Origin of the sequence: Tenacibaculum amylolyticum (assembly GCF_964511145.1) — a bacterium.
GTDB classification, from domain to species: domain Bacteria; phylum Bacteroidota; class Bacteroidia; order Flavobacteriales; family Flavobacteriaceae; genus Polaribacter; species Polaribacter amylolyticum.
On the sequence record NZ_CAZEFZ010000077.1, the window covers coordinates 1 to 23,688 of the forward strand.

General features: G+C 30.3%; 21 protein-coding genes. 4 read left to right on the plus strand and 17 right to left on the minus strand.

From position 1 onward, the window contains the following. Positions 1–103: 103 nt before the first annotated feature. Positions 104–298 (plus strand): hypothetical protein, encoded by a 195-nt coding sequence (locus ACKTTC_RS19520; RefSeq protein ID WP_408041550.1) that lies wholly within the window; start codon positions 104–106, stop codon positions 296–298. A 201-nt stretch (positions 299–499) separates the two neighbouring features. After that, the gene (locus ACKTTC_RS19525; protein ID WP_408041551.1) at positions 500–2,449 is read left to right on the plus strand and encodes a YgiQ family radical SAM protein; all 1,950 of its coding nucleotides are present in this window, start codon (positions 500–502) and stop codon (positions 2,447–2,449) included. A gap of 65 nt (positions 2,450–2,514) precedes the next feature. Here ACKTTC_RS19525 and ACKTTC_RS19530 read toward each other — a convergent pair whose 3' ends face one another. The 17 genes from ACKTTC_RS19530 to ACKTTC_RS19610 form a co-directional block, all read right to left on the minus strand. After that, entirely contained in the window at positions 2,515–3,096 is a 582-nt protein-coding gene (locus tag ACKTTC_RS19530) for a YceI family protein (protein WP_408041552.1), read from the minus strand. Between the two features lie 89 nt (positions 3,097–3,185). After that, positions 3,186–3,776: a Crp/Fnr family transcriptional regulator gene (locus tag ACKTTC_RS19535; RefSeq protein WP_408041553.1), complete on the minus strand. Its 591-nt coding sequence runs from the start codon at positions 3,774–3,776 to the stop codon at positions 3,186–3,188. A gap of 78 nt (positions 3,777–3,854) precedes the next feature. Next, entirely contained in the window at positions 3,855–4,430 is a 576-nt protein-coding gene (locus ACKTTC_RS19540; protein WP_408041554.1) for a DinB family protein, read from the minus strand. A gap of 57 nt (positions 4,431–4,487) precedes the next feature. Further along, on the minus strand, positions 4,488–5,051 hold the full coding sequence (locus ACKTTC_RS19545) for a hypothetical protein (RefSeq protein WP_408041555.1): 564 nt from the start codon (positions 5,049–5,051) through the stop codon (positions 4,488–4,490). Positions 5,052–5,252: 201 nt separating this feature from the next. Further along, positions 5,253–6,518 carry a hypothetical protein gene (locus ACKTTC_RS19550; RefSeq protein ID WP_408041556.1) on the minus strand — a complete coding sequence of 422 codons (1,266 nt, stop codon included), beginning with the start codon at positions 6,516–6,518 and terminating at the stop codon, positions 5,253–5,255. A gap of 438 nt (positions 6,519–6,956) precedes the next feature. Then, positions 6,957–7,898, minus strand: a complete 942-nt coding sequence (locus ACKTTC_RS19555) for a hypothetical protein (RefSeq protein WP_408041557.1) — start codon at positions 7,896–7,898, stop codon at positions 6,957–6,959. Between the two features lie 133 nt (positions 7,899–8,031). Next, positions 8,032–8,484 carry a nuclear transport factor 2 family protein gene (locus ACKTTC_RS19560; protein ID WP_408041558.1) on the minus strand — a complete coding sequence of 151 codons (453 nt, stop codon included), beginning with the start codon at positions 8,482–8,484 and terminating at the stop codon, positions 8,032–8,034. A gap of 143 nt (positions 8,485–8,627) precedes the next feature. Continuing rightward, positions 8,628–9,191, minus strand: a complete 564-nt coding sequence (locus tag ACKTTC_RS19565; RefSeq protein ID WP_408041559.1) for a hypothetical protein — start codon at positions 9,189–9,191, stop codon at positions 8,628–8,630. A 130-nt stretch (positions 9,192–9,321) separates the two neighbouring features. Beyond that, on the minus strand, positions 9,322–9,861 hold the full coding sequence (locus ACKTTC_RS19570) for a sigma-70 family RNA polymerase sigma factor (protein WP_408041560.1): 540 nt from the start codon (positions 9,859–9,861) through the stop codon (positions 9,322–9,324). A gap of 274 nt (positions 9,862–10,135) precedes the next feature. Next, on the minus strand, positions 10,136–10,636 hold the full coding sequence (locus ACKTTC_RS19575) for a hypothetical protein (RefSeq protein WP_408041561.1): 501 nt from the start codon (positions 10,634–10,636) through the stop codon (positions 10,136–10,138). 1 nt (position 10,637) lies between these two features. Beyond that, on the minus strand, positions 10,638–12,251 hold the full coding sequence (locus ACKTTC_RS19580; RefSeq protein WP_408041562.1) for an amidohydrolase: 1,614 nt from the start codon (positions 12,249–12,251) through the stop codon (positions 10,638–10,640). 5 nt (positions 12,252–12,256) lie between these two features. Beyond that, a complete protein-coding gene (locus ACKTTC_RS19585) occupies positions 12,257–12,625 on the minus strand; it encodes a DoxX family protein (protein WP_408041563.1) in 369 nt (122 codons plus the stop codon). A gap of 9 nt (positions 12,626–12,634) precedes the next feature. Continuing rightward, the gene (locus ACKTTC_RS19590) at positions 12,635–14,074 is read right to left on the minus strand and encodes a M20/M25/M40 family metallo-hydrolase (protein ID WP_408041564.1); all 1,440 of its coding nucleotides are present in this window, start codon (positions 14,072–14,074) and stop codon (positions 12,635–12,637) included. Positions 14,075–14,151: 77 nt separating this feature from the next. Next, the gene (locus ACKTTC_RS19595) at positions 14,152–15,675 is read right to left on the minus strand and encodes an alanine/glycine:cation symporter family protein (RefSeq protein WP_408041565.1); all 1,524 of its coding nucleotides are present in this window, start codon (positions 15,673–15,675) and stop codon (positions 14,152–14,154) included. Between the two features lie 103 nt (positions 15,676–15,778). Next, on the minus strand, positions 15,779–16,918 hold the full coding sequence (locus tag ACKTTC_RS19600; protein WP_408041722.1) for a helix-turn-helix transcriptional regulator: 1,140 nt from the start codon (positions 16,916–16,918) through the stop codon (positions 15,779–15,781). A gap of 20 nt (positions 16,919–16,938) precedes the next feature. Continuing rightward, a complete protein-coding gene (locus ACKTTC_RS19605; protein ID WP_408041566.1) occupies positions 16,939–18,717 on the minus strand; it encodes a TonB-dependent receptor in 1,779 nt (592 codons plus the stop codon). 6 nt (positions 18,718–18,723) lie between these two features. Next, a complete protein-coding gene (locus ACKTTC_RS19610; protein WP_408041567.1) occupies positions 18,724–21,723 on the minus strand; it encodes a tetratricopeptide repeat protein in 3,000 nt (999 codons plus the stop codon). A 139-nt stretch (positions 21,724–21,862) separates the two neighbouring features. Here ACKTTC_RS19610 and ACKTTC_RS19615 point away from each other — a divergent pair, with 139 nt between their 5' ends. Together ACKTTC_RS19615 and ACKTTC_RS19620 are read left to right on the plus strand one after the other, a co-directional pair. Continuing rightward, on the plus strand, positions 21,863–22,564 hold the full coding sequence (locus ACKTTC_RS19615; RefSeq protein ID WP_408041568.1) for a cell division ATP-binding protein FtsE: 702 nt from the start codon (positions 21,863–21,865) through the stop codon (positions 22,562–22,564). Positions 22,565–22,567: 3 nt separating this feature from the next. Then, on the plus strand, positions 22,568–23,674 hold the full coding sequence (locus tag ACKTTC_RS19620; RefSeq protein ID WP_408041569.1) for a glycosyltransferase: 1,107 nt from the start codon (positions 22,568–22,570) through the stop codon (positions 23,672–23,674). Positions 23,675–23,688: the final 14 nt, after the last annotated feature.

Sequence of the window (23,688 nt, forward strand, 5' to 3'; positions counted from 1 at the left end):
GTTTGATGGACCCGGAGGGGGAGGACCTGGTGGAGGTGGACCTGGCGGAGGCGGACTTGGTGATGAATTTATTAAACGTTAAAATGAGTAAGATAAAACATATATGGAAATACAACAATTAGAGTTATTAGCCTCTTCGTTAAGAGTATTAGGTTTAAATTTAGATGTACCAACGTTAGATTTAATATTTACTCTAAATAAAGAGTTAAATGAAAAAGAAGCTAGTATTTCATTAGCTGAAATACATAAAGCAAGTCTAGAGGTTCGACATAAGTTTAATCTCGATAAAGAATTATAAAAGACTTTATTAATTATAATAACGGTATTCAAAAACTAATTTTGTAAGTTGAGAATACTACCATAAAGAATACTATTAACTAAAAATAATAGTATTCTTTTTTATTTTACAACAATTTTACAAGCTAGATTATATCTAAATTATTAGTTAATCATTTCAATTATATGGAATTCGTTAATATTTAGTGTACTTTTGCAAAATATGAGGATAAGACGACTTACTGACTGGTTACCAACGACTAACAAAGAAGTGAAATTAAGAGGTTGGGATGAATTAGATGTGATTTTGTTTAGTGGAGATGCCTATGTAGACCATCCATCTTTTGGTCCTGCAGTAATTGGTCGTATCTTAGAAAGTTACGGGTTAAAAGTTGCTATTGTGCCACAACCAAGTGTACACGATAATTTACAAGACTTTACAAAACTAGGAACTCCTCGTTTGTTTTTTGCTGTTACCGGTGGTTGTATGGATCCAATGGTGAGTAATTATACAGCAAATAAGAAGAAGAGAGATAAAGATGCATATACACCTAATGGAGATATTGGTTTTCGTCCAGATTATGCAACTTCAGTATATACCAAAATATTAAAAGAAAAATTCCCAGATGTTCCTGTTTTAATTGGAGGAATTGAGGCTTCTTTACGTAGGGTAACACATTATGATTATTGGTCAGATAAATTATTACCCTCTATTTTAGAGACTTCTAAAGCAGATATGTTAGTGTATGGAATGGGAGAACAACCTTTACGTGAAATAGTAGAATTATTACAAAAAGGAGTTCCATTTCAGAGTTTAAGAACTATAAAACAAACCGCGTTTTTAGTCCAAGAAGGTGAAAAAACTCCAAAAAATAAAAATTGGGAAGATGTAGAAATTGCATCTCATGAAGCTTGTTTAGAAGATAAAAAAACGTTTGCGGCTAATTTTAAAACGATAGAACAGGAGTCAAATAAATTACAAGCACGACGTATTTTTCAAAAAATAGGAGAACAATTGTTGGTTATTAATCCACCATATCCTACAATGACTGAGAATGAAATTGACGCGTCATTTGATTTACCTTATACAAGATTACCACATCCCAAATACAACAAACGAGGTCCTATCCCTGCGTTTGAAATGATTAAATTTTCTATTAATATTCATAGAGGTTGTTTTGGAGGTTGTAGTTTTTGTACCATTTCTGCACATCAAGGAAAGTTTATAGCAAGTCGTAGTCAAGAATCAGTACTAAAAGAAGTAGATAAAGTAGCCCAAATGGATGACTTTAAAGGTTATTTATCAGATATTGGAGGACCTTCTGCGAATATGTATAAAATGAAAGGGAAAGTGCAATCAATTTGCGATAGATGCGTAGCACCTTCGTGCATTTCTCCAGTAATTTGTAGCAACTTAGATACTTCACATAAACCATTAACAGAATTATATAAAGCAGTAGATGCACATCCTAAGGTAAAGAAATCGTTTATTGGTAGTGGAATTAGACACGATATGTTAGTGCCTGAATTCAATAAAAATGCAGATCCAAAGGAATTAGATGATTATACTGAAGAGGTAATGAAAAACCATGTTTCTGGGCGTTTAAAAGTAGCACCAGAGCATACATCAGATCCTGTATTGAAATTAATGAGAAAGCCTTCTTTTACTTATTTCCATAAGTTCAAAGATCGTTTTGATCGCTTAAATAAAAAGAACAAGTTAAAACTACAATTAATCCCTTATTTTATTTCAAGTCACCCAGCTTGTGAGCCAGAAGATATGGCAAATTTAGCAGCAGAGACAAAAGATATGGGATTTCAGTTGGAACAAGTACAAGGATTTACACCAACCCCTATGACGGTAGCTACTGTTATATATTATAGTGGTTATCATCCATATACCTTAAAACCTGTAAAAACTGCCAAAACACGTCAGGAAAAACTAGATCAACATAAATTTTTCTTTTGGTATAAGAAAGAAAACAGAAAATGGATTAAAGATACGTTGAGCAAAGTAGGACGTACAGATTTGGTTAAGAAATTATTGCCTGAAGATAATTCATGGAGAAAGAACAAGCCAGGAAAAGCAAAAAATACATTTAACGATACGGTTACAACAGTAAAAGAATCTAGAAGAAAAAACAAAGGATTCAAAAAGAAAAGACGTAGATAATTTACACTTATAAAAAAGGCTTTCTAATTTTAGAAAGCCTTTTTTTATTTAAAATAATGTAGTGACTAGTTTAACTCTAAATCAGCAACTAAATCAAATTCATCATAAATAGCTTTGTCTTTTAAATTATCAAAAAAGCTAGCAGAACCATAACGTACATTAAACTGTGTTCTATCTACTTTTAAAGAAGCAGTAGCTTTTTTCCCATATACTGAAATTTTAAACTTTACAGGTTTTGTAATTCCTTTAATAGTAAGATCTGCTTTTACATCGTATGCATTTTTCCCAGAAGTTTTTACCTTTTTGAAAACTAATGTGGCTGTAGGGAATTTTTTTACTCCAAAAAAATCATCTGACTTTAAGTGGCCATCTAAATTATTCTTGTAATCCCCAGATAAATCTGTAGTATTAATAGAAGCCATGTCTATAGTTACAGAACCACCTGTTAACTTGTCATTATCAAAAGTTAAAAAACCAGACTTTATAGTAATTGTACCATTGTGAGAACCAGTTACTTTATAACCTTTCCATTCAAGAGTACTCTTTGTCGTGTTAATTGTTTTTTTTACTTCTTTTAAAGTTGTGAATGAGAATGTAAGTAAAGCAATTGTAAATACACCAGTTATTTGTTTCAGTATTGTCTTCATATTATGAAATTTATATAATTATGAGGCAAATTTAGAAACCAATAAAAAGATAAAAAATGAACTAGATTATGAAATGAAGTTAAACTAGTTTAACTTTTGGTCTCTTTAGCTAACTGACTTTTAATTTTACTCAAAAATTCCTTAGAAATACCCAAATAAGAAGCAAGCATATATTGTGGAATTCTTTGTTCGATTTCTGGATAATTTTCTTTAAAAATAATATATCTTTCTTTGGCTGTTTTACTAAAATTACGAACAATTCTTTTTAAAGAAGAAACCAAAGCTCGTTCTGTTATTTGTCTAAAACAACGCTCAAGCTTAGGAATTTTAGCGTATAATTCTTCTATTGTTTCGTGATTAAATTGAATAAGTTCTGTATTTTCTATGCATTGAACATTATAGTCAGCAGGAGTTTGTGTTATGAAACTTCCCATATCTGATGCCCACCAATCTTCAACAGAAAACATAATGATATGTTCTTGTCCATTATTGTCTGCATGAAAGGTTTTAGCACAACCTTTTACTATAAAATTAGCGTGTTTACATACATCACCTTGTTGTAAAATATATTGATCTTTTAAATATTGTCTATAAACAACATATTCAGAAAGAATAATTTCTTCCTCAGGAGTTAATGTAACAATACGATTAATATAGTTAATTAAAGGAGTTACTTCCATAGTAAGTTAAAATAGCACATATAAATTGGATAAGACCAAATTTAATAATATACTTTGTTGTAATATGTAATTTTATTTTCAAATAGGATATTTATTAACTGCTATTCCTAAGTATTTTTCTTTAATAACTTTAATATGGCTTAATTCATGTCCAGCTATATGATATAATAGAGCTCTAACAGTTCTTTCATTTGTTACTTTACCATCATCTCCAATCATAGTTCCTTTTCGCATAAAAGCTTCCCCTGGTAAGTATTGGAAAAGTTTTAATGTAGAACATCTTACACTCCAATATTCATCAAAGATACTATCAAGGCTTCTTTCATTAGCTAAGGAATACTTTGCATAATCTTTTTCTTCAAAACCTGGTAATGGAGTCTTATCATTTCTCGCATAACAAAGTGCTCTATAAGTGAAAATCCTTTCATCATCTATATTATGAACTAATATTTCTTTAATAGTCCACTTGTTCTCAGCATATCTATAATTTAACTTCTCAGAAGGTAAAGAATAAATTAGTTCTTTTAACTTAATGAAATTATCGTATAACTCTTCAAGTATGTCTTCATTCGTTTTAATTAGATCAAAATATGGTTGTGAATAACCAGGGTATTCTGATTTTTGAGGCCTTTGAATTTTTCTGTATTTTTTCATTTTTCAAACTATACATTATTAAAATCAGGTTATAGACAAATTTTAATCTGATAATTCTTAAAACAAACGAATTTTAGAGATTCGTCCTTTCGTATCTATTTTGTTTCTTTCTAAAATAGTTAAGTCTTCAAAAGTGTCAGGAGAACCTTTATATAATTTTCTTTGAAATTGAAACTGTGCGCCATTAACAGCTTTAGTTTCTAACCAGAAGTTATCACTAATAAAAGTATATAATGCTTCAGCATCATTGTAATAAGAATAGAAGTCATTAATAGAACTCCCTACCCCAATACCAGCCTTAGTTTCGTATAAAGGACTAATTACTTCTAATTCACCAATCAAAGCTTCGTTATCATATTTAGGGTGGATAATAATATGAGTAATTCCTTCTTTTTGTGCATGGAATATAGTTAAAGTATCTATTCCGTCTTCAGCATAATGAATTGTTTGTTTTTTTACTAAATCATAACCTAAATACTCTCCTTCTCCAGGAAAGGCACTATTTATTGTAAACGGCCCAGCTTGCCCATGTGTTATAGTATAATTGTCTTTAAAAGGCTTTGTGAATGCTATAAAAGATAATATAGTTATACTAAGGGTGACTATTGTTAGTTTCTTCATGTTTTGGGATTATGAATTATTATGTGATAAAGGTATCAATTGATTTTTAAATCCCATGTGAGGATAGTTTCTATGTTTATACTTCTAAAAGCATTCTATCATTTTTTAATAATAGTTAAATACTATTTGTTTTTAGTTATGAGCATATGTATACCCTCTGTTTTAAATGAGGGGATACATATGTTTTGTTAGTTATAATTATTAATTTTTCTCTTTTAATAATTTTTGAACTAAATTTTTGATCTCAGAGTTTTGCTTTTTTAACTCTTCAATCTCGGTTAATTGTTTTTCTAACGACTTAATTTTTTTCTCTTGTTCAATAGTATATAATGTTAACTCCTCAATCTTTTGTAATAGTTTAGCATCCATTTCTCCTAGGAAGAAACCATTTTCAGCAACTTCATCAGCGCTAGGAATATCTTTTAAATGTCCATTTTCTTTGATATGATTTTCAACTTCTGTTAGAGTAGGCAATTCATAGTTTTTTTTAAATACAAAGTCTGCCCAATTAGAATAAGTAGCAACTTTAACTTCTGTTGCGGCAACTTTTCCATTAACACCTAATTTAAAACCTTTAGTATCTGTTGTACCTATACCAACATTTCCTGTACTTTCAGATGTGTATAAAAGTACACGGTTATTTTTTGGATCATATATTCCGGTGTAACCTGTTCCAGTACCATTTGTCCAGATGTAACTATCAGGTCCAGACATTTTTAAGTCGCCAGTAATTTTAACGTTACCACTAACATCAAGTTTTTCGGAAGGAGTATTTGTTCCTACACCAACTTCACCAGATCTTTTGATAGACATTAAGGCTGCATTGGTTCCGTGTGCCCAAAAACCAAGATTACCATCTTTAATAGCCGAACCAGGACCGCCTGCATAGATAGACCAACCTAGAGTTCCATTTGATACTTGAGATCCCGTAGGTTTTAAAGTTATCCCAGAACCAACAGAATTATCATTTTCAAAAATAGCTCCGGCACCATAGGTGTTATCCCATGAGCTACTTACTACATGTAAAGAACGTTGAGGAGTATTGGTTCCCATACCTACAAATCCATTATTTAAAATAGTCATTCTTCTTATTCTTGTTTTTCCATTATTAGTTGTATAGAAAGTAAGCCCTCCATCTTCATTACCAGAAGCATTATTTATGATGAAAGAACCAAAGCCTCCATATTCTTTAAAACTATTACTTGAGTTCTTTAACCTAAAATGAAGGTTAGATCCACCTCCAATAATGTTGTGTCCCATATCTAAGTGTAGTAAACCATAATTGATATTAGAACCAGAATATCCAAACTTTTGAAGATTAAAAGGAACTGGAGTTGAGCTACCTGTATGTTTGAAAAGAGTTAGCTCTGGAGCATTGCCAACATCAACAGTATTCCATTCTTGACTTTTAATACCTAAGCTCATTCCTATTATAGCAATTAGAGCAATTTTAATCTTTGCTTTCATAATAATATAAATTTTTAATTTTTATACAATGTTTATTATTCATTTGGGTGGCTAAACTTAATTTCTGTAAACCTTCCATTCTTAAACTTGACTAACCTTAATCTTATCGCTTTTTGCATCCAATTAGGAAAATTGAGAAGAGGAAAAGAATTAATGATTTCGATTTATTTATGTTTTTATAAGTAGGACAATTTATTTGTTTATAGTTACTTGCAATTTTTCATTGCAAAGTTAAGTTAAAACTTTGATTTTGATAAGAATTGTCTTGATGAATAAATTTATAAGAGATTGATTATGTATGTGGAAGGTTAGGTATTAGTTTTTTATATCAACTTATGAAACTTTATCTTAAAAAGAGTTTTTAAATTTCGCACTAAAGCTATGAAGCTAAGTGAGCGAGTAGTGAATTGTGTCGTAACTTTAGATATACTAGTAATTTTATTCTTTTAAGTAAGTATAAATTAATTCAGTTCTAGGAATTAAATTTGAAGAAGGTGGACCTTCGTGTAATGTTTTAATAGGATAATTAAATTTATTTACTTCTAGTACTCTATTTTTATTTACAAAATAAGAATTGGTAGATGATGAAACAAACAAAAAATTCTCAGGATATTTTTTAAAGAACTTATTAAAAGGAGGATATGCCCTTCCGGAAGAAGCGTATAAAGGTGTAGCTAAACCAAATGATTCGAAAAGTTTAAAATAAGGATTTAAAGATGGAGAAATAGAGTAATAATTTTCTTTCAAATCTCCATTTTCATCTAAAAGATAAACTTTATCTCCAACATATGAATAATCTACTTTGAAATCATTATTATTTGATTGAGTGTAATCATAATCAATTCCAATAATATTTTTGTTAGCGTCAAAATGGAAGTTTTGAAAAACATAATCCTCTTCATTTATATCTTTTATTATTAATTTAGATAAAATCCCATTTGTATAAATATGCATTACTTTTTCATACATATTTCTAACATTTGTAATATCTAAATCATTATCATCATAAACTTTACCATCTTTATAATAGAAAGAGGCTAAAGAATTATCGAAAATTCTTGTTTCGATAATTTTATTGCTTTGATTACCATAAATATAATAATGAATTATTCCAGATTTAATAGGCTTGTTTTTTAAATCATTATACTCAGTTGGATAATTTGTATTTTTAAAACTAAGTATTCTAGCTTTTGGTAAATTACTTTCATTATAGATAAAAAACTCGAAAGAATTTAAATTTTCATCTATTACTCCTTCAAGTAATTTACCTTCTAAGTTGTATTGAGTTTCTTCTTCTATATTGTTATCTATAGTTTCTTGATTACTGCTACATGCAAAAAATACGAATAGTATTATGCAGCTTACAATTTTTGTTTTCATAGTACAATTTATTTATAATGTTTTGTGTATGGTTGTTTGAAGAAAAAGTCTTGATTATTTTTTATTACTACCAAAAGTAACTAATAAGATTAAATTTTTATATAGGCTTTTTCTATTTTAATTTAATATTGAGTTAATGTTTCTTGGAATTGTTAAACTGCCACAAAACATTTACGAGTTGCCATTTTCCATTTAATTTTACAATATGCATATAGTCGATCCAATCATCTGCAATTAATTTTACTGAAGCAACTTTGTCATAGGCATCAAGGATGATTACCTCTTTTTTTGCGTCTTTAGGAAATTTGTCTTTCTTAAGATTATAGGTTTCGGCAAGTAAAATCATAGCATCAGTAAAAGTTTCTCTCAAATATTCCTTTCCAGTTTTTTTATTCTTCCAAAAAGTTCTTTTTACCATTCTAGGATGAGCAGCGCGTGCAAATTGGTCAGGTTTTACATTATGTTGAGACTCTATATAATCTAATGCAACTTGTTTAATATCCAAAGAATCCTGTTTAGTTTGCCCATTAAGATGAAAGGTTAAAAAGGAAAAAAATAAAAAGAGAAAAATTATTGACTGTTTCATAATTAATTTTTAATCTGATGTTCTTGTAAATGTTATACAATGTGTTTGTATAATTGAAGTTATGAATTTAATTTTTTGCTTGAAAACTAATATAAGTATTTACCAAGTGAATGTGAATGTAATTGAATTCGTCTTAATTGTAATCATACGTTATTGTGAAATACTTTTAGTTTTCCTCTATTCAATTCATCAAAGACATAACCAAACGGGAATTTTCCAAAATTCCATTTGTTATTTTCATACTTAAAAACCATATGGTTTTCAAAATACTCTCTCGGGTACCCATTAATTTCTTTATATTTATAGTATTCCCATATTTCAATAAGGTCCTTTTCTTGAGGAGAGTAATTAAAATCAAATATATTTCCAGCATTTAGTCTATCTAAAATATATTCAAATTGAATATCTTCTTTCAGTTTATTTAAAGGATAGATAACTCGTCCAATAACAAAGTCTTTTCTGTCTGCTTTAAATCTTTTGAGCTTCCACCATAACTCTGTATCGTAATATTTACCTTCTTTAATGGCTTTTTTTGATTTTTCAAATTCGTCTTTAGAAACATTTTTAGAGCCAGTATCTAAAAGGTTTTTAGCTTCTTTAGCTTTTAAATTGTAAAACTCTTCAACTTTATTATTTGAATTTTCAGGATTAGAAAGTTCTTTATCTAAGCAAGTACAGAATTGTAAATTAAAATTTCTTTTACACATATTATTTTAATATTACACAATACCCAAATATACATATTGCATATATTTTTATCGTATAAATTCGAAATACCCAATTTAAAAGAAGTGAAACAATACTATAAAAAAGTAATTATAATATTAAGCTAATCTGTTATTGACACACTTTACAATCTTCTTTTTCTTGAACTTCTCCAACTAATTTACCTTTTTCATTGATTACGAATCCACAACAGTCTATAAAACCTTCTGCAATCATTTTTCTAGCGCGTTGAATTTGTGATTTGGTAGTTGTAAGGTTTTGGTTTAAATAATCTGCAACCTCTTGTTGTTTCATTCCTTTTATATCGGAAAGGAATAAAGGTATACGGTATTTTTTAGGTAAGTTTTTAATAATACCGCGTAAGCAATCTTTTTCAGTATGTTCATGCTCTTCTAACTCAAGCTCTAATTCGGTATTTTCTATAGTTATAGTTTTACCAATTGAACTAAAATGATCGTAAATAGCATTGCGAGTAATAGTGAAAATCCATGATTTTAATTTAGTTTCATCTTTTAGTGTATGTAACTTATTATGAATTCTAATAAAAGTATCTTGTAAAATATCATCAGCAATGATAGCGTCTTTTGTTTTACTTACAATAAACCTTTTTAAATCATCATGATATATAGTCCAAATCTCCTGAGTTGTCATACTTTAAATTTACAAAAAAAGTCATTCTAAAAGATGTTAAACTTTAGAATGACTTTTTGTTTAGTTAACAATTACAATTTGTACACATACAGTTATCACAAGTGCAATTTGAGCAATCACCTGTTTTGCAACCTTCGCAAGAACAAGTACATTGATTTTTATATTCCATTTCAATTATATTTAACGTTCAGTTAATAGACTTTAAAGTGATTGAAAAGACGCATAAAAATGTGTTTTTATTTAAAAATATTTTAAGATAGTATATATCTGGTTGTTATTTAGAAGATTGTAATATGTCTTCAAAGTATTTTTCCCATACTCCATTTTTTAATTGCTCACCATATTCATGAAATTCACCTTTAGTTGTTTGTGTAAAAGTAAGTCTTCTTCCAGGGTTAAAATAGACTCTAAAAACACCATCTTTATAAGTGCCTTTATATCCAGCTTTTACTCCTGTTTTAGAAAATGGATGGTAGTAATACGATTGTTCTTTTTTGTTAAAGCTGATAATAGTATGCAATTCAATCCAAGGAGATTTTACATCTAAGGTAATTAAATTACCATTTAAAATATAGCGTACATTTTCTGATACAGATACGCTTTTTTGAGTATTGTTACTAAAAGAAGTAGAAGTGCCTTGCCAATTACCAATCATAAAAGATAACTTTTGCAGTGCTTCTTTTTCTTCTTGAGCAGAAATAAGAGCTGAAATCAGAAAAAAGGAGATGAAAATCCCCTTTTTTATATGTTGTATGTGTAGCGCTTTTAGTAGCATATTAATTTACTTTTTGACCATTTAAGTAAGTGTCAACAACTCGAGTATGTGGAACTTTGTCAATAGCTACAGTCATTATATCTTGATTTAAAATAACAAAGTCAGCAACTTTACCTACTTCAATACTTCCTTTTTCATTTTCCTCAAAATTTGCATAAGCATTCCAGATCGTCATTCCTTTTAAGGTTTCTTCTCTAGAAAGTGCGTTTTCCATTTGGAATCCATCTTTAGGATAGTTCTCTAAATCTTTTCTGGCAACAGCAGCATAAAAAGTTAAAAATGGACTTACTCTTTCTACAGGATAATCTGTTCCTAAAGCTACTTTCCCGTAAACATTCAATAATTTTTTAAAAGCGTAACCTCCTTTAATACGTTCTTCCCCAACTCTTTCTCCTGCCCAATACATATCTGAAGTAGCATGAGTTGGCTGAATAGAAGGAATTACTTTATCGAATAAATCAAAATCTTTTTGATCTACAATCTGTGCATGCTCAATTCGCCAACGTCTATCGGTCTGATCTTTTAAAACATCATGATAGGTTCTTAACATTAAATAATTAGCAGAATCACCAATAGCATGTGTATTCATTTGATAATCTGAAGCAGCAATTTGTTTTGCAATTTCTCTATAACGTTCTGGTGGATAAATTAAAGCACCGTAATGATTGTCTCTATCACTATAAGGTTTTTTCAAAGCAGCACCGCGAGAACCTAAAGCACCGTCTCCGTACACTTTAAAAGAACGTACATTTAAACGATTTGTTTTAATAATTCCTTTTTGAGTATAATAGTCTAAGTTTTGCTGTGTTGCAGAAACCATTGCATAAATTCTCATTTTTAATGCTCCAGCTGTTTGTAAACTATCAATTAATTCAATTACGGGTTTGTCAAGTCCTGCATCAGATACAGTGGTTAATCCATAAGAAAAATTAATCTTTTCAGCATCTTTTAAAGCTTGAATTTGTTCTCTTTTAGAAGGTTCAGGAACTTTAACTAAATCCATAGCATTATCGATAAGTACACCTGTTAAGGCTCCATTTTCTTTGATAAATTCGCCTCCTTCAACTTTAGAGTCTATAGTAATTCCTGAGATATCTAAAGCTTTTTGATTGACTAACATGGCATGACCATCTACACGTCTAATAGCAACTGGAGTAGTAGGGAAGAGGCTGTCTAATTTTGCTTTGGTAGGAAATTTCTTTACTTCCCAATCATTTTGATCCCAACCGCGACCAGTAATAAATTCACTATTTTTTTCTTTTTGGAATTTTACTAGTTTTTTTAATACTGCGTCATAGCTTTTTGTACCAACTAAGTCTACTTTTTGTTGTTGTAAACCTAACCCGTAAAAATGACAATGACCATCTATCAACCCAGGGTAAATTGGACTATTTTTTGCGTCAATAGTGTTGTCTGAACTATATTTTTTTAGAATGTCTTCTGAGTTTCCTACAGCAACAAACTTACCATTTGAAACTGCAAAACTTTCAGCCTTAGAAAAGTTATTGTTTACAGTGTATATTGTTGCATTAGTAACAATTAAATCTACTTGCTCTTTACTTTTTTTACAAGAAATAATACTACTAAGAGCTAGTAGAGCGATAATTTTTTTCATTGTTTTTAATTTGATTGTTTTTTATATAGAAACCATGCCCAAGCGATAAAAATAAATTGCACTACAACTCTAATATATGCAGCATTTTTACTACCAATTGCAGGAAGTTCTTTTAACATATCCCATATATGGATTGGTAAAAAAGCAAGCATTAAAAGAAAAATACCATAAGCAGATTTTTTCTGAAATCCTTTTATAAATAATCCAAATCCAAGTAGGAGTTCAATTGCTCCAGAAATATAATTTACAATTAATTTTGGTAAGAAGTCAGGGATAAAGCCATTGTAGAACTCAGGTTTATAAAAATGATTGAATCCACCATAAATTAATAGAACGGCCATTAAAACTTTTAAAGCTAGATGCACATGTTTCATAAGGTTTAATTATGGTTTTACTTGATCATCTGTATATAAATATTTATCCATTAAGTAAATTAAACTCGCCATAGAAGCACTTCCTAATTCTAATTCGCGTTTATTTACCTTGTCAAAAGTATCTATAGCTGTGTGGTGGTAATCGAAATAACGTTGACTGTCTGGTCTATAACCAACAAGTGTTATTTGGTCGTTTTTTAAAGGAGAAATATCCGCGCCACTACCACCTACAGTTAAATCGTGCAAGCCGTAAGGAGCTAATAATTTTTTCCAACTTTGAACTAATTTTGTGTTGTTTTTATTCGCATCAATAGAAAAACCTCTAGGAGTATGACCACCAGCATCACTTTCTAAACCACCAATATGATTTTCATTCTTAAGTTTTGCTTCTTCCGCATATTTTTTGGCACCACGAGTTCCGTTTTCTTCATTCATAAAGAATACGATTCTAATCGTGTTTTTAGGCTTGATATTATTTTTTTTCAACAAATAAGCAACTTCTAAAGATTGTACAATTCCTGTTCCATCATCATGAGCACCTTCACCTAAATCCCAAGAATCTAAATGACCACCAACAACAATAATTTTATCTGGGTTTTCGGTTCCTTTAATTTCTCCAATAACATTATGAGAAGGAGCATCTGGTAAGGTTTCACAGCTCTGTTTGAAATAGAATTGTAAGTTTGGATTCTCTTTTAAATCCTTACTTAAATTTTCTGCAGCTCTTGTGCTAATAGCAGCAGCTGGAATATATTGTTCTTTTGGAATGTCGCCATATCCCATAGAACCAGTATGAGGGTAATCATCAATACGATTTCCCATAGAACGTACAATAACTCCTTTAGCGCCTAATTCACCACAAACTCTTGCGCCAGAAAAACGTTGTCCAACACAACCTCCATAAGCTCTAAAAGTATTGATTAATGTATCATCAAAAGCACCATTAAAGAATACAATTTTACCTTTTAATTTGTCACCTAGTTCCTCAGCTTCTTTTAAACTTTTAACTTCTATTACTTCTCCGGTAATACCATTTGTAGGAGTTGGAATAGAGAATCCTAAAGCGCAAATAGGAACGTTTTTCTTTTCATTATTTACAGTATAATAGGCTTCTTCTTTTTCGCCACGTACCCAATGCGGAACTAGTACTGGTTGTAACCAAACAGAATCTAATCCAATACTTTTCATTTGTTGTTCTCCCCACAATACTGCTTTTGCAGCTTCTGGAGAACCAGAAAGTCTACCACCAATATTTTGAGTAAGATCGCGCAGCCATTCGTATGATTTGCCTTCTGTTAGTGCAGTGTTGAAAATATGTTTAATATTAGCACTGTCTTTTGCAAATGTTTCAGATTGTGTTTTCGTGATAACTGAAGTCGCTTTATCTTTTTGCTTACCGCAAGAAAATAACAAGACAGATCCTGCTAAGAATATTGTTAGTTTGTTCATTATTTGGATGAATTAGTTGAGTTAAAATTACAACTTTTTTATTGGTCCATGCTTTCATTTTGGAGATTTGAACAAGATTAGTGTTGTTGTTTGTTTTGTTTTATAACAGATTTATAAAGTTTGAATTCTTCTAATACCTTCGGAGCCAAAACAACAAGTCCAATCATATTAGGAACCATCATAGAAAAAACCATAGCATCAGAAAAATCGGTTACAGCATTTAAAGTTGCAGAAGCTCCTACTATGGTAAATAAACAGAAAATGATTTTGTAGATGTTTCCTGTACTTTTTTTACGACCAAAAAGATAAGTCCATGCTTGATATCCATAATACGACCAAGAGATCATAGAAGAAAAGGCAAATAAAATTACAGCAACGGTTAATACATAAGGAAACCAAGAAATACCGCTTTCTAAAGCTTTAGAAGTAAGAATGGCACCTTGTTCAAAAGAAACCGCATTTCCTGTTGTTAATTGTCCTGTAATAATAAGTACTAAAGCTGTCATGGTACAAACTAAAACCGTATCTATAAAAGGTTCTAATAAAGCAACTAATCCTTCACTAGCTGCATATTCTGTTTTTACGGCTGCATGGGCTATGGAAGAAGAACCAATTCCTGCTTCATTAGAAAATGCTCCTCTACGAAATCCTTGAATTAAAACACCAACCATTCCTCCAGCAACTCCAGTTGGACTAAAAGCTCCAGAAATAATTTGATGAAAAGCGTTAGGAATTTCAGTATAATTAATACCTAAAATAATAAGTACTGCAGTTATATAAACTACAACCATTATAGGAACTATTTTATCTGTAACATTGGCAATTTTTTTAATTCCTCCAATAATCACAATTCCAGCAAAAATGGCCATTATAAGTCCAAAAAGCCACCCTTTTTCATACATAAAACTTTGTTCTGCTCCAGTAACATATTCAAATAACTTAAAAGCTTGGTTTACTTGAAACATATTACCGCCACCAAAAGAACCTCCTACGCACATAATGGCAAATAGTATTGCTAACATTTTTCCTATTTTTTGAAAGCCATTTTCTTTTAGACCTTTTTGTAAATAATACATTGGTCCTCCATATACTGTTCCGTTAGCAGCAACTTCTCTATATTTTACACCTAATGTGCATTCTACAAATTTTGAAGCCATCCCTAAAATTCCAGCAATAATCATCCAAAAAGTTGCTCCCGGTCCACCAATAGATAATGCAATAGCAACTCCTGCGATATTTCCTAATCCTACAGTAGCAGATAAAGCAGCAGTGAGTGCTTGGAAGTGAGAGACTTCTCCTTGGTCCTCTATTTTTATGGTTTGTTGTATGTCTTTTTGTGGAGATTGTTTTTCAAAACTATCATAAGTTCCTTTTACTACATGAATTGCATTCATAAAACCTGTAAAGTTTATGCCTTTAAAATAGAATGAAAAATAAAGAGCTCCGCCAATAAGAATGATCAATACCCATGGAAGTTGAATGTTTTCAGAAATTGGTATTTGCCAAAGAATAGCATCAGTAAACCAACTTGTAGCATTATGAAATGATTGGTTGATTCGTTCATCTAATGTTTGTGCTTGTAGTGCAATAAATAAGTCCATTTTAAATCCTTTAGAATTAGTTGGGTAAAATTGTGAACTATTCTAACTGAAAGAAAGGTTACTTAGTAATGAATTTTAAATGTAACTATGGTTAGGCATATGCTTAATCACATGAAATGGTAGCAAATTCAAGCAGGTTGTTTTGCGTTGCGTATAGAATAAGTTGTTCTTTTCCGTCTGCTCCAGAAATATTAAGTACTTTTTTTATCTGATAAATATGTGTTTGAAATCCATCGACGCTAATATTCATAGCCTCGGCAATTTCGGTGTACGATTTGTGTGTGCCGCAGATCCCTAAATTCGCTAGAACTTCCTTTTGGCGATCAGATAATTCAATTTTTGAAGCTTGTTCTAGAGCAGTATATTTTTTCTTTTGCTGTTGTAGTTCTTTTCTTAAGCTTTTAATAGTACTTAGGTGGCTTTCATTAGCAATTTCTAATGTTTCACGGGTTTCTTCTAAAGAGGTTTTGTGCTTTTTTAATTTTATAAATTCAGATTGTTGTTCTTCATGTTCAGCAAGTAATTTCCAGCTATATAGTAAAATAGTAAAGAGTAAGATGAATAAGACCTTAAAAGATAAAGAAGTGATAATTCCTAATGTATTCCATGCAGCTATAGAGAAAAATTTTTGAACTTCTTCTGAAGGAATAATTCGATGTGTAACAGCAATTACAATAAGAACAAAAAGCACAAAAGTAGGTAGGTACATAAATTTCATACCTCTATTAGAGAACGCTTTATTGAGTTCTTGTAGCAACGCAAAAGCTACCACTAATGAAATAGGAATATCGATTAACCAAATAACATTATTACTCGTATTATTAGTGGAATTACTGTAAAAAGAAATTAGAAATACAGAAGCAATCATCATAAGGATACCACCAAAAATGATGAATACTTCTTTATTACTAAACCGTTCTATAATTCGAATAACTAAATTCCTTTGCTGATTATGTTCTATGGAAGGAATAGACATAAGAATAAATAACGAGTTAGCTAAAGAAAAGAAAACGCCTAAACTAATAATAAGTGTATGATCTTGAGGAATATTTAGAATAGTTACCAGTATTAAATTCAGAAATGCTCCTAAGCCCCATGAAAAAATAGCTAAAGCAAACCATTTAATTCCTTTTACAGATGTATTATAGTCGCGTAATTTTTCTTTAATATATACTCGCTGAATAACAAATGCTGTTACCAAGCAGACAATAGCTGTAATGTAATTACTAACTTGAAAAAACATATCTTCCAAGATACGTTTTTTTAGAATAAGGTGTCAAACTTCCATACAATTCCAGCTAATACTTGGAATCCTTGTGCATTAAAGTTGGTAAATCTTTGGTAATTACTATTGGTAATATTATTTGCTCTTAAGAATACAGAAAATAAATCGTTAAAATGATATCCACCATCTAAATTCAAATCAATATAACCATCTAAATCTACAGTTGTTGGAACACCGCTGATATAGGTAATCCCTTTACGCGCACCTACGAAATATAAGTTTGCACCAGCATACCATTTTGCTACTTTATATTTAGCAAATATATCGGTTTTAAGTTTTGGTAAATTCCAAGCCTCTGCTTGTGTATCTAGGCTATATGTATTAAACTCAAGATTTAATCCTAGATTTAATCGTTTAGAGTAATCGTAGTTAATTTCTCCTGCAAAAGAAACGGTATTTACGTTATCGTATACTACATTAAATGAATTTCCATAATCGTAACCTTTAAAAAGAACTCCTCCAGTGAAAGCAGTTGTAATTCCATTAGAATTAGATTCATTGGCTATAAAAAGTGCTTTGTTTTCTTCTTTCTTAAAACTTGCTCTTACATTATAATTAAGATTACCAGCTAAAATTCCACGTAAACCACTGTAAGCATTAAAGGCTTCACTCGATTGTGTTAAAGTTAATGTTGGAGAAACATACGGATTCTGTTCTGTAAATCCTTTAAATGAATTTACTTCTAAATCTCCAGTAGCTCCAGCATAAATATTAGCATATCGTTTTATAATAGGATAATTAACCTCTACATCTGGATAAACAAAAAAGCTTCCTTCACTACTTTCAGTATTGAACGAATAGTAAGCTTTAGCCCCGACTTTTACATCGAAGTTTTTGTAGAAGAATTTATAACTAGGATGTACACCTCCAGTAATAAAACTATAACTTGTTTCTAAAAGAGGATCTGTATAGGTTCTAGCAAAACTTCCAGATAAAAAGTTAATAGAAGTTCCTAATTGTAAATCTTCAGAATTAAGACCAAATCTTCCTAATGGAAAAGAGAATTTTGCGTCTACATCTGCATGCAATTCACTAGACTCTAATACGTCTGAAAAATAGACGATAGACCCATTAACTTCTTTTAAGTCTTGGTCTTGTAAATACACAGACCCAAAAACATTATACAGTTTATAAGTTTGTCCTGGTTCAATACGATTAATAGTAGGTTCTGTAAAGTTAATATTGGCAGGCAAACCAAACCAATTGTATTTGTTTCGGTAAGCATTAAATCCAGCTTTCCAATCGAAGAAACGCATTTCTTGCTTTAAAAATAGATCAATACTAGCATTATAATAACTACTATTTAAAGGTGTATTAGCTACAGGATCTGTAGAAGAAATAAATTTTATTTTTCCTCCATATTCAGATTCGAAAGCAGAATTGTTATGGAAATACCCTTCTATAAATGGTGTTGTATTATTACCAAAACCAAGCGATAAATAATTGTTGAATAAACGCTCTCGATCTCCAAGATCTATACCTCTTAATACACCACTTTTAGGCTTAAAGGTTGATGCTACAGGAACCGATTGAATTTTATAGTCTAAAGGTTTACGTTGTACTTTTTTTGAAAGTGTAATTACTGGTTTTCTTTTCAATTTAAAAGCATCGGTAACTTTTGGAGCATATGAAGTAATTACTTCAATTACTTCTGTTTTTATAATAGTGTCTTTCTTTTTTTCGGTTTTAGGTTTGTCTTGAGCAAAAATTGCATTACCTACAAACACTAAAAATATCATGATTATGTACCTTTTCATCAATTATTAATTTTGAGAATTAATAGATTCATTTGTTTTGGCTTCTTTACTTTTAATAGTGCTCAATTCATTCTTAGCTTCTTCTACTAAGTCTTTGAATTGCGTAAAGTTTTTAACGATGTTATCTAAGATATACGTCGCCTGATATGCATCTTTTAATGCATAGTAGTTTTTAGCCATAATGATATAACTTTTAACTCCCCAATATTTATAGGTTGAATAATTTGCAATTAAGTTTTGAATTTCTTGATTAGAATCTTCATAGGCTTCTGCTTCATGTAAAAACAGCGCTTTATAATATAATGTTTCCGCTTTTAATTCTCCTGAAGCAGTTTCATCTAAAACTGTATAATATTCTTCAGCAGTTCGGTAATCTTTTGATTCAATGGCAGCACGTGCAATAATAATTTGCGCATCTTCAGCTACAATTTGGTCAACTTTAGTATTACTCAATACTTTTTCAGCATATTCAATAGCTTTCGCAAATTCTTTTTTGTTGTAATAACCTTTCATTAAGTTACTTTGAGCGAAGATGATATTCTGATCGATATTAGCTTCTTTTTCTAAACGTTCTAATAAAGCGATACCACGATCCCAATCTTCTTTCTCTAAGTACAATTGACTTAGTTTAGCTAATGCTTCTTCAGAAAATTCATTCTTTTCTTGTTGAACAACAAATTCATAATAAGGTATGGCTTCTTCTTGTTGATCGTTATTGAATAATAATTGAGCTAAATAGAAATTTGCTTTTAAAGCATGAATTCCTCTAGGAAAATCTTGTAAATAAGTTTTAAAACCTTCAATAGCTTTATCGGTATCATTTTCTAAAAACTTATTCTCTGCAGCTTCATAAGTAGTATCGTCTATATCACTATTTGTTACCGTTACAAAATCGATATTTTTCACCCAGTTTGCATAAGCGTTTACATTTCCTTGGTCTACATATACATTACGTGCATTTCCTACAGCTTGTCTTGCTTCGCTCGCATTTGGATATTTTGCAACTACTTCTTTAAATTTTTGAAGAGCTTCTTTGTTGTTTCCTTGATTATAGAATAATAGTCCTTGACGTAATAAAACACTAGGAGCATAGCTGCTTCTTGGATGTTCGTTTAATAATTGATTATAAGTAGTATTTGCTTTTTTTGCATTTCCTTTAGAAGTATAAATAGTTGCCAATTGAAATAAAGCATCGTCTTTTAAGTTTGAATCACCATAATTTTGAATGACTAAATTCAAATCTTTTATTTTTTGATCATTATCACCAGCAAGACCACTACTCATAGCTTTTTGGTATTGTGCATAATCTGAACCAGTGCCTCCTTCATTAATTACTTTTTCATATGCTTTTATGGCTTCAGGATAGTTTTTAGAAGCATAAAAAGCGTCTCCTAAACGATTAGAAGCATCGTCATTTAAATCATTATCACTGCCATTTTGATTTAAAAAAGCTTCAAAATATTTAGCCGCTTTTGGATAATCTTTCAATTTAAAATAAGCATAGCCAATATTGTAATTAAGTGCTGCTGCTTCATCAAAACTAGTATTATCGATAGTTGTAAATGCTGTGATTGCATTTTCATAGTTGCCTAACAAGTAACTAGTTTCCCCAGTCCAATAACGTGCTTTATTTTGAATAGTATCATTTTCAGCCCCAGTAGCTGTAATGAAATTAGGAAGCGCCTTTTTTAGTTTTTGCTCATTAAATAACTGAATACCTCTATATAAAGAAACTTCATTCGCCAGTTTTGTGTTTTCAGGTGTTTTATTTGCATTTAAATAATTAATAGCACCTTGGTAGTCTTGTTGATGCAAGTAAGAAGTAACTAATAAACTTTCTATTTCTGCACGATGAGGAGATTCTGGATACTTAGTTAAAAAAGCAGTTAATACCTCAGGAACACTTTGGTAAGGATTTCCACTTTCGTAACTTAATTTTGCATAATTTAAATCTGCATCTACAGTAATTATTGGATCAAAATCCATTTCACTTGCATTTCTAAAAGCATTTAAGGCTTCTGTTTTTTTGCCTACTTTTAAATAACAAACTCCTAAATGATAGTAAGCATTTTGTGCAATGCTATTTTGGCCGTTAATAATTTTATTAAACTGACTAATTGCGCTTTCGTAATCTTCTAATTTATAGTAAGAAAACCCTAAGTAATAATAATCAGTATTGGTCCATTTACCTTTTTTTCCTTGATACTCTGTTAGGTATGGAATAGCTTTTTCATATTGTTCTAAGTTGAAGTAACTTTCTCCGATAATTTTATTAATATCAGATTTCTGTTTTTTCTCAGCAGTAGGTAAAACCTTTTCTCCTATTTGTACAGCTTTTTCAAACTTACCACTCTTAAAGGCCATATCTAAAAGATAATAGTTGGCTTTAGATTTATAGGTTTCATTGTCTGCTAACTGACTCAAATTGTCTTCAGCTTCACCAAAATTTTGTTGTTTGTATGAAATATAACCATAAAAATAACGAGCATCTGTACCGTAACGAGGATCTCCCAATAAAGGAGCAAAACGTTCCTTAGCATCTTTTAAATAATTAGAAACTAAGAGTGCATATCCCATTTTATAATTCAACTCTTTTTTCTCTTCTTGGTTTAATAATTTTTCGTCTACCTTACTATACCACTTTAAAGAATGAGACGCTTTTCTATTGGCGAAATAATAATTACCAACATTTAAAAAAGCTTTTTCTTTTTTACTACTATACGGGTGATTTTTAACAAAAGTGAGCACTTTTTCATCTGCACCTGTCTGATTTAGCTTAATTGCACACATAGCATCATAAAAATCTGCGTCTGTTTTTATGTTGTATTTAGAAGTATTTTTTGAAACTTCTTTAAACAGTCTTTGTGCTCCAGAGTATGCTTTATTGTTATACAATGTTATCGCTCTATGAAACTGTGCATCAATATTCGTTTGAAATTCAGTTTTTTGAGCTGAAGAAGATAGTATTCCTATAAAGCAACAAAATGTTATGAGTATATATTTCATACTTAAAATTACCTTTATTTGTTGTTCCCCAAGTGAAATAACGTTATTTTTTTTGTTTTGTTTTTTCTTTAAACGTCAAAAATAAAATAAAGTGGTTAAAATGGATAATAAATAATAGATTTGTAAAAATGTACTTTTTATGGAAGAGCCTATACTGCACTTAGAAAATGCAGATATTTATCAGAGAGATGTTTTAGTCTTATCAAAAATAAACTTCACACTACAAAAAGGAGAGTTTTACTATTTAATAGGGAAAACAGGTAGTGGAAAAAGCAGCTTGTTAAAGACATTATATGGCGACTTAAGACTGCAAAGAGGTTTAGGGAGCATTGTTGGGTTTGATTTAAAGAAAATGAAAGAAAAAGATATTCCTTTTTTACGAAGAAAAATAGGGATCGTTTTTCAAGACTTTAAATTGCTTAACGACAGGAATGTTTTTGATAATCTTGAGTTTGTATTAAAGGCTACAGGTTGGAAAGATAAAAATGAGCGTAAAGATAAAATTTACGAAGTGTTGGATAAGGTTGGAATGAAGGAGAAATATTATAAAAAGACATTTGAATTATCTGGAGGAGAGCAACAACGTGTTGCCATTGCTAGAGCTTTATTAAATGATCCAGAATTAATTCTAGCTGACGAGCCAACAGGAAATTTAGATCCTAGAACTTCTTTAGAAGTAATGGAATTGTTAAATGAAATCCATAAAAGTGGAAAAACAATTTTCATGGCTACTCATGATTACCAATTAATTGTAAAATTTAAACAGAAAACGGTAAAATGTGAAGGAGGTAAGTTGTTTGAAGTAGTACAACAGCAGCCACAAGCCAATCAAAAAACGTAAGATTTGATACATAAGAAGAGCGTTTTTGTTGCAGTAACAAACGATATTTCTACAGATCAAAGAGTACATAAAGTTTGTATGTTTTTATTAAAAGAAAACTTTGATGTATTTGTTTATGGAAGAATATTACCCAATACTATTGATGTAAATAGACCTTATACAATTTACAGAAAGAAGCATTGGTTTAATAATAACTTTTTGTTCTATGCGGAATATAACATACGCCTTTTCTTATTCTTATTATTCAAAAAATATAATTACATACTTTCAAATGATTTAGATACACTCTCGGGATGTTTTGTTGCTAGTAAATTAAAAACAAAAACAAAATTAGTGTACGATAGCCACGAATTATTTTCTGAAGGCCCTGAGTTACAAGGCAGGCGTTTTGTGCAAAATTTTTGGAGGACTTTAGAGAAATTATTCTTGCCTAGAATTCGAAAAGCATATACAGTAAGTCAATCCATTGTAAACTTTTATCATGAAAGGCATAATAACAATATGGGGCTTATTAGAAATTTACCATTGTTAAACAGAACTATTGTTAAAAAGGAAGTTCATTTTCCTACAGAAAATAAAGTAGTTTTATACCAAGGAGTTTTAAATCCAGGAAGAGGTATAAAACCAATGATACAAGCATTACAGTATTTAGAAAATGTAGATTTAGTAATTATTGGATATGGAAAGGTTGAGAGTGAGCTAAAAGCATTTGTTATATCTGAAAAAATGGAAGGTAGAGTTCATTTTTTAGGAAGAGTAGCACATGAAGTGTTACCAAACTATACCAGAAAAGCAGATATAGGAATGGTTTTAGAAGAACCATTAGGAAAAAGTTTTGAGTTCTCTCTCCCAAATAAACTGTTTGATTATATCCATGCAGAACTACCTATTGTATCTGGTAGACTTCCTGAAATAACAAAGATTGTAGAAGAGTATGAAGTTGGAGTGGTAGTAGATAGTTATGAACCAGAGGATATAGCAAAAGCTGTTCAAAAATTATTAGAAGATAAAGAGCTAAGAAAAAGAATAAAGAGGAACCAACAAAAAGCAAAGCAGATTTTATGTTGGGAAAAAGAACAAGAAAAACTAAACGAATACTTTATAAATTAAAAGAGTTATAAAAC

Coding starts and splice junctions, on each gene's coding strand:
- ACKTTC_RS19520 (WP_408041550.1), top strand. CDS start 104: ATGGAAATACAACAATTAGAGTTATTAGCCTCTTCGTTAAGAGTATTA.
- ACKTTC_RS19525 (WP_408041551.1), top strand. CDS start 500: ATGAGGATAAGACGACTTACTGACTGGTTACCAACGACTAACAAAGAA.
- ACKTTC_RS19530 (WP_408041552.1), bottom strand. CDS start 3,096: ATGAAGACAATACTGAAACAAATAACTGGTGTATTTACAATTGCTTTA.
- ACKTTC_RS19535 (WP_408041553.1), bottom strand. CDS start 3,776: ATGGAAGTAACTCCTTTAATTAACTATATTAATCGTATTGTTACATTA.
- ACKTTC_RS19540 (WP_408041554.1), bottom strand. CDS start 4,430: ATGAAAAAATACAGAAAAATTCAAAGGCCTCAAAAATCAGAATACCCT.
- ACKTTC_RS19545 (WP_408041555.1), bottom strand. CDS start 5,051: ATGAAGAAACTAACAATAGTCACCCTTAGTATAACTATATTATCTTTT.
- ACKTTC_RS19550 (WP_408041556.1), bottom strand. CDS start 6,518: ATGAAAGCAAAGATTAAAATTGCTCTAATTGCTATAATAGGAATGAGC.
- ACKTTC_RS19555 (WP_408041557.1), bottom strand. CDS start 7,898: ATGAAAACAAAAATTGTAAGCTGCATAATACTATTCGTATTTTTTGCA.
- ACKTTC_RS19560 (WP_408041558.1), bottom strand. CDS start 8,484: ATGAAACAGTCAATAATTTTTCTCTTTTTATTTTTTTCCTTTTTAACC.
- ACKTTC_RS19565 (WP_408041559.1), bottom strand. CDS start 9,191: ATGTGTAAAAGAAATTTTAATTTACAATTCTGTACTTGCTTAGATAAA.
- ACKTTC_RS19570 (WP_408041560.1), bottom strand. CDS start 9,861: ATGACAACTCAGGAGATTTGGACTATATATCATGATGATTTAAAAAGG.
- ACKTTC_RS19575 (WP_408041561.1), bottom strand. CDS start 10,636: ATGCTACTAAAAGCGCTACACATACAACATATAAAAAAGGGGATTTTC.
- ACKTTC_RS19580 (WP_408041562.1), bottom strand. CDS start 12,251: ATGAAAAAAATTATCGCTCTACTAGCTCTTAGTAGTATTATTTCTTGT.
- ACKTTC_RS19585 (WP_408041563.1), bottom strand. CDS start 12,625: ATGAAACATGTGCATCTAGCTTTAAAAGTTTTAATGGCCGTTCTATTA.
- ACKTTC_RS19590 (WP_408041564.1), bottom strand. CDS start 14,074: ATGAACAAACTAACAATATTCTTAGCAGGATCTGTCTTGTTATTTTCT.
- ACKTTC_RS19595 (WP_408041565.1), bottom strand. CDS start 15,675: ATGGACTTATTTATTGCACTACAAGCACAAACATTAGATGAACGAATC.
- ACKTTC_RS19600 (WP_408041722.1), bottom strand. CDS start 16,918: ATGTTTTTTCAAGTTAGTAATTACATTACAGCTATTGTCTGCTTGGTA.
- ACKTTC_RS19605 (WP_408041566.1), bottom strand. CDS start 18,717: ATGAAAAGGTACATAATCATGATATTTTTAGTGTTTGTAGGTAATGCA.
- ACKTTC_RS19610 (WP_408041567.1), bottom strand. CDS start 21,723: ATGAAATATATACTCATAACATTTTGTTGCTTTATAGGAATACTATCT.
- ACKTTC_RS19615 (WP_408041568.1), top strand. CDS start 21,863: ATGGAAGAGCCTATACTGCACTTAGAAAATGCAGATATTTATCAGAGA.